The organism is Rhizobacter sp. P2_H2, from assembly GCF_056403375.1.
The window spans coordinates 1-5662 of sequence record NZ_JBFUFP010000286.1 but is presented as its reverse complement, the minus strand read 5'-3'; the positions used below and the strand labels follow the sequence as shown (position 1 = coordinate 5662).

Genomic DNA, 5662 nt, shown 5'->3' with positions numbered 1-5662 from the left:
CGTGAAGGCGGTCGGCGACATGGTGGCCGGCGAGATGGACCAGCCGGACCAGAAGAAGGCCAAGGGCGGCGGCTTCAAGAAGTTCCTGCAGGGCTGCCTGAGCGTGGTGTCGAAGATCGCCAACGTGGTCTCGAAGGTGGCCGAGAAACTCGGCAAGGTGCTGCCGCCGCCGTTCAACCTGGTGGCCAAGGCGGTCGCGGTGGGTTCGCGCGTGTGGTCGGAGGGGACCAACGTCGCCGCGACGGCGATCCAGGGCGGCGACGTCAAGAAGGCCTTGCGCGACGCCGGGCTGGACATCGCAGGCACCGGGCTCAACGTGGCGACCAACAGCAGTGCCGGCAGCCTGGTGACGGGCGGCGTGAAGGCGGGGCTCAACGGGGCGAGTGGCGAGAAGCCGAAGGCGGCGGATTTCTTCTGATCCGGTTTTCACCCGGCGGCGATCGGAATACGCTACCATTTGGCGCATTCTGATCAACCATTTGGGTGAATCATCATGTGTGCTGCCGCTGTGCGCCCCCGGCCGGCCCTGGGTTCCAAGCCACCCGCCGACTTCTGGTCGGTGCAGGGGCGCGGGCCGGCGGCCGGTGCCAAGGCATCCCGCAAGGCCTTCGCCGACCTGGTCGGGCGGGTGCGCAGTTCACCCGGGATCGTGCTGTTCGACGCGGTCGAAGCGGGTGTTCCCACCTGGCTGGTCGACGTGATCGCCGAGGCGACCGGTCAGCCGGTGTCGACCGTGATGGACATCATCGGCGTATCGCCCACCACCTTCCGCCGCAAGGACGAAGCCGGCGAGGTGCTGCCGGACGTCGCCGGGCACCGGGTGATGGGTTTGCTGCGCGTGGCGGCCACGCTGCGCCGCCTGCTCGAGGAGAGCGGCGATCCGGCGCAATTGAAAGACTTCGACCTCGACGCCTGGCTCGCTGAATGGCTGCGCGAACCGCTGCCCGAACTGGGCGGCAGGACCCCGGCCGAGCTGCTGCGCAACCCCGAGGGGCTGCGCGCGGTGGAGCAGGTGCTGGAGCGCATGCGCGGGGGACTGCCTGCATGACGGTGGCGTTGTGGCGCATTGCCGCCGACACACCGCAGTGGGGCGCCGATGACCTGGCCGGAAAGGGTGCCGCGAGCCGCGGATCGCGTTGGAACCATCCCGGAGAGTTGGTGAGCTTCGCGGCCACCTCGGTGTCGCTCGCGGCCTGGGAGACGCGGGCGCATTTCGGCAAGAGCGCGGGCAAGTTGCCGTGGAATCGCTTCCTCGTGCGCATCGATGTGCCGGACGCGGTCTGGGCGGCGCGGCTGGTGCTGCAACGTCCACCGGCCGTCGGCTGGGATGCGATCCCCGAAGGGCTGGTCTCGCGCGAGCTCGGCTCAGCGTGGCTGGGCGGGGGACAGTCGGCGCTGCTGGTCGTGCCGTCGGTGATCATCGAGGAAGAAGACAACGTGCTGATCAACCCGGCGCATCCGGATGCTGCAGGGTTGGCGGCGGTGAAGGTCCGGCGGTTCGTCTACGACCACAGGGTGTAGCGGTGATTCACCACTCGTACCTTTGCGCTGCGAGCGTATCGACCCAGTCCCGAATCTTGTAGTCGCGTTTGACAAGCTCTTCGATGAATCCGCAGAAGCTCTCTGAGATCATCGAGAAGAAGGGCTGGGATCGCGAGAAAAAATAGATGCGTCCGTGAATGTCGAATCCGAAGAAGTTGCCTTGCGTGTCCTGAGCGAACAGGGCGCCACCTTTCAGTTGACCACGCTCTATGGCAGCGAACCACTCCTCGCGGAAGCTCAGCCCCTCATCAATATCTCCGTAGCCAAGCGTCAGGAGCCAGCGACGAAGATCGCCGGGCACGGCGATCCCGATTCCTTGTTCGATGGCTTCGATTTCATCGAGCGCAACGGCTCTGTAGGGTGTGAACACAGGCTTCCGCCGAAAGAATTTCTTCCGACTGGCCGAACGCACGGCTCTCACGATCTCGTCGATTTCCATTCACTATTCCTCAAGCGCCCATCACCTGGACAATCAGGTAGACCACAAAGACAACCAACAGCATCGCGGGAGTGAACCAGAACAGCAGCACCATCGGGAGACTCCAACGTCGGCCATAGACATCCAGTTCCGACAGATGTTTCACCATCGCCTCGATGTCTTCCGCAGGAACGCAGTCTTGACGAGGTATCCGGTGCAAGTCCCATATGCCCCTCGCGCTCACTTCGTCCAGAAGACGAGCAGATAGGCAACCATCAAGATCAAGAGTGGAGGCAACAGCCATCGCACCCCATCGATGACCAAACGCCTTGGGGGCACAGCCAGTACGCGCTTCGCATATGCAATGACCGACTGGACCTCGGTCTGGTCAAAGGCATATGGATGCCCATTCTCGATGGCAGTCCCAATGGCGGTGAGTTGCTCTCTAGTCATGCCGCGGTATTCGCCGTCGATCTCATACGCCGTCGAGAGGATGAACGCCTTGGCTTTGTCCTCAGCAGCGTGCGGCTGAAAGTGGCAGATGACGCACCCGGCGGAGAGGGTCCGCTTGATGTTTCCGCAATGAACGCAGACTGCCAGCATCACACGGGCACCTCCATCACACATCGTCCAGCCTGATGCAATGCGTCTGCATACGCCGTTCAAGCGACGATCACCTGGACAACGAGATAGATGACGAAAGCAAGAAACAACATGGCGGGAGTGAACCAGAACAGCAGCACCATCGGCAGCGTCCACCGGCGTCGGTAGGCATCGAGCTCCGACAGATGCTTCACCATTGCCTCGACGTCACCCTCGGAAATGCAGTCGTGACGGCCCGATGCGATGCACTCGCCGAGCCTCGTCAATTCGTCGTCCGACTTGGGCAGATCCATCGCATCCCACTGAAAGTCCGACGACAACAGCAAGCTCTTCGCGAAGTCGTGGGCAGACGCAGGCACTCGATTGCACGCCGAACACGACATGTCGTAGGCTGCCTTGCGTTCGCCGCAAAAAATGCAGATGGACCAACTCATCTACAGCCGCACTCCGGATCCTGATTGGCCAGCGTCCCTGTTATGTAGCCACTGGCACCACCCACACTTGCAGTACCCAAGATCGTGCCACTCGCACCGATTCTTCCCAAGGCCATGGCGGCTTGCGTAGCACCGGTCCTTGTTGCACCCGGCCCGAGAAAACCTCCGAGAAAGGAATTCACCCGCTGCGGCATCTGAACCAAATTCAGTCCAGCGTTGGTGAGTCCCGAGGGAAGCCCGATCGATGTTCCAAATGATCGAGACACAATCCAATGGTCGAGGCTGGAAGTCCCAGCGCCACCTCTGGCCGTCCAATACCCCTTGCTGATAGTGGCCCATCGCCGAGGGTCCCAGAAGAATCGCCCCACCCCGGCAAGGCCTGCCCGGCCCACGAGGCCCGCCCCTGACCCCATCAGCGCCCACGAGGCTACCTCCCACGGGTTGATGCACTTCAGATTGCCGCCGTTGATGTAAAGCTGATAGCCGAGATTTCCGAGTCCGCCGACGAGCCCGCCAAGGAGGCCGAACTCCCCCGTGGGGTCCACCGTGTCGACAGGATTTCCGTTGGCGTAGCCGTATAGGTTGACCCCGCCGTTCTGCCCGATGCGGTCCGCCGTGGTGTAGCGCCCGAGGGACGAATCGTAGTATCGCGTGTCGTTGTAGAACAGCCCACTCTCCCCGTCCGCCACCTGCCCCGGGAAGCGCAGGCTGAACATGAAGGGCCCGCGTCCGCCCGGATCCACGACTGGCGCGGTCGTACCGAACGGCTCGGCCAGCCACTRCCAGCGAATCCTGCCCTCCGTGTCGAGCACCGCGCGCGGCGCATTCAGGTGATCAGCGTGGATGTAGAACACCAGCGGCGGCCCGTTCGCATCCGCCGGGTTCGGCATGAACACCGCGACCGGCACGTCCTGCAGCCACGCGTACTCGCGGATCGCCCGGCCCTCGTGGTCGTACTCGCCGAGCAACTGCCCGTCCTGATCGTAGGCGTAGATCACCGTGCTCTGCGGCCCGGTGCTGCTCACCTTGCGGATGCGCTGGCCCATCGCGTTGTAGGTGTAGGTGGTCGTGACACCGCCCTTGGTCAGTGTGGCGAGCTGGCCGGCCATGTCGTAGGTCGCCACATAGCCCGCACTGTCGCTGGTCGTGTTGCCGGCCTCGTCATGGGCCAGGCTGCGTGCCGGGTTCGTCACGCCGCGCAGCCGGTTGCTCGACGGCTCGGTGTCGTAGCGACTGGGAATGCCGTCGATGCTCATGCTCGCGCGGTTGCTGTTCGGGTCGTACGAGATCGCCCAGCTCGTGGTCGCTGTGACCGCGCTCGTGAGCCGGTCGAGCTCGTCGTAGGCGAACTGCTGATCAAGCGCCGGTTGCCGGGTGCCGTCGAACTGCTGGTGCGTGAACGCGGCGATTCGGTCCTGCGCGTCGTAGCGCACATCGCGAAGCACCCCACCGATCGGATAGCGCACCATGCGCCCGCTCAGATCGAACAGGCGCCGATGCGGCACCAGTCCGCCACGCGCATGCCACTTCCAGCCGTCGATCCCGATGCCGAACGGCGCCCACTTGATCTCGCTGAGCAATGGCAGCGGAACGCTGGCACCGTCCTTGGCGAGTGCCAGCGACAACGCCTGGCCGTACTCGCGCTCGATCACCAGCCGGCGCCCCGAGGGATAGGTGACGCCCTCCAGGTTGCCCAGGCGGTAGTCGTAGGCCACCTTCAGCTGCACGGTGCGGCTGTTCGCGCCTGCCCCCGGCTCGACCCATTGCGTGTGGACCGCAACCTCCCCTTGCTCTTCGTAGCGGTATCGGTCTCCACCGGCGCCGTGCCCCATGCTGGTGAGCCTGCCGCCGCCGTACGAGAACTCGGGCCCTTGCTCGCTGTAGCGCCACGTCAGCGCGGGATCGGTCCGCTCGCCGCTGCTGTGCTCAGCCCGCGTCATGCGCTCACTGGCATCGTAGGAGTAGCGCGTCAACACGCCACGGCTGTCGAGCATGGTCTCCACCAGGTCGGTCCCGGGCACGTAGGTGAACACCGTCGTCCCGGTGTCGGGGCTCACGATCTTCACCACGGTGCCAAAGCCTCCGCGCTCGTAGAGGGTCACCAGGCCGCGCGGGTCGGTCACCTTGTTGATGTACGGCGTCCCGCCGTCGTAGTCGAAACGGATCGAGCCCCGGCTGGCATCGGTGATCGACGTGATGCGATAGAGGTTGTCGTATCCGATCGAGGTGCTGTCGCCGCTCGCGCCCCGAAGGATCTTCGTGACATGCCCCATCGCGTCGTACTCGTAGCGCGTGGTCGGCGTGGGCGACACCGGCGGCGGTGTCTGCGCCAACGCGGCAGACGATACGAAGGACCAAAGGAAACAACCAATCGCGGCCCGCAGGCCGCTGCGCGCATGCTGCATGAAAGACCTCCCTGGTCTTGTCGTTCAGGATGCGGCGCAGTCTAGAAATCCGGCCTCTGCCGGGTCAACCGGTTCAGATGAACCTATCTGGCACCTCGTCACCCTTGCGGCTGCGGCTGCGCCGCCTGCGCGAACGACTGTCCGGCCTTCTCCATCGCCGCGTTGCGCTTCTCATTGAGCTCGATGAGCTTGTCGAGCGTCTTCTGAATTTCTTCCATCAGCTTCGTCGGATCGTTCTTGTCGGCACCGTGCTGGTGGAG

8 protein-coding genes are annotated in these 5662 nt (G+C 64.1%); 3 read left to right on the top strand and 5 right to left on the bottom strand.

Features of this window, described 5'->3' with window-relative positions:
* From AC1D15_RS15960 to AC1D15_RS15950, 3 genes are all read left to right on the top strand, one after another.
* Positions 1 to 418, top strand: a 418-nt coding sequence (locus tag AC1D15_RS15960; protein WP_477826733.1) for an HrpF/NolX family T3SS translocon protein, incomplete at its 5' end; no start/stop codon positions are given.
* Positions 419 to 493: 75 nt separating this feature from the next.
* On the top strand, positions 494 to 1048 hold the full coding sequence (locus AC1D15_RS15955) for an antitoxin Xre/MbcA/ParS toxin-binding domain-containing protein (protein WP_477826732.1): 555 nt from the start codon (positions 494 to 496) through the stop codon (positions 1046 to 1048).
* A complete protein-coding gene (locus AC1D15_RS15950) occupies positions 1045 to 1521 on the top strand; it encodes an RES family NAD+ phosphorylase (RefSeq protein ID WP_047505537.1) in 477 nt (158 codons plus the stop codon). The genes AC1D15_RS15955 and AC1D15_RS15950 overlap by 4 nt, the downstream gene beginning before the upstream one ends.
* A gap of 7 nt (positions 1522 to 1528) precedes the next feature.
* Here AC1D15_RS15950 and AC1D15_RS15945 read toward each other — a convergent pair whose 3' ends face one another.
* The 5 genes from AC1D15_RS15945 to AC1D15_RS15925 all read right to left on the bottom strand — a co-directional run bounded on the left by AC1D15_RS15945 (position 1529) and on the right by AC1D15_RS15925 (position 5402).
* Positions 1529 to 1981 (bottom strand): SMI1/KNR4 family protein, encoded by a 453-nt coding sequence (locus tag AC1D15_RS15945; protein WP_047505536.1) that lies wholly within the window; start codon positions 1979 to 1981, stop codon positions 1529 to 1531.
* A 10-nt stretch (positions 1982 to 1991) separates the two neighbouring features.
* Positions 1992 to 2126 (bottom strand): hypothetical protein, encoded by a 135-nt coding sequence (locus AC1D15_RS15940; protein WP_465114598.1) that lies wholly within the window; start codon positions 2124 to 2126, stop codon positions 1992 to 1994.
* A 74-nt stretch (positions 2127 to 2200) separates the two neighbouring features.
* Complete coding sequence (locus AC1D15_RS15935; RefSeq protein WP_465114597.1) at positions 2201 to 2563, bottom strand: hypothetical protein; 363 nt, start codon at positions 2561 to 2563, stop codon at positions 2201 to 2203.
* A gap of 59 nt (positions 2564 to 2622) precedes the next feature.
* The gene (locus AC1D15_RS15930) at positions 2623 to 2997 is read right to left on the bottom strand and encodes a hypothetical protein (RefSeq protein WP_156154833.1); all 375 of its coding nucleotides are present in this window, start codon (positions 2995 to 2997) and stop codon (positions 2623 to 2625) included.
* Complete coding sequence (locus AC1D15_RS15925) at positions 2994 to 5402, bottom strand: RHS repeat domain-containing protein (RefSeq protein ID WP_477826731.1); 2409 nt, start codon at positions 5400 to 5402, stop codon at positions 2994 to 2996. Before AC1D15_RS15925 ends, AC1D15_RS15930 begins: the two co-directional genes overlap by 4 nt.
* Between the last annotated feature and the right edge of the window lie 260 nt (positions 5403 to 5662).

Bases quoted from the DNA above. Each gene is read 5' to 3' on its own strand.
- AC1D15_RS15935 (WP_465114597.1), bottom strand. From the start codon at position 2,563: ATGCTGGCAGTCTGCGTTCATTGCGGAAACATCAAGCGGACCCTCTCC.
- AC1D15_RS15950 (WP_047505537.1), top strand. From the start codon at position 1,045: ATGACGGTGGCGTTGTGGCGCATTGCCGCCGACACACCGCAGTGGGGC.
- AC1D15_RS15945 (WP_047505536.1), bottom strand. From the start codon at position 1,981: ATGGAAATCGACGAGATCGTGAGAGCCGTGCGTTCGGCCAGTCGGAAG.
- AC1D15_RS15930 (WP_156154833.1), bottom strand. From the start codon at position 2,997: ATGAGTTGGTCCATCTGCATTTTTTGCGGCGAACGCAAGGCAGCCTAC.
- AC1D15_RS15955 (WP_477826732.1), top strand. From the start codon at position 494: ATGTGTGCTGCCGCTGTGCGCCCCCGGCCGGCCCTGGGTTCCAAGCCA.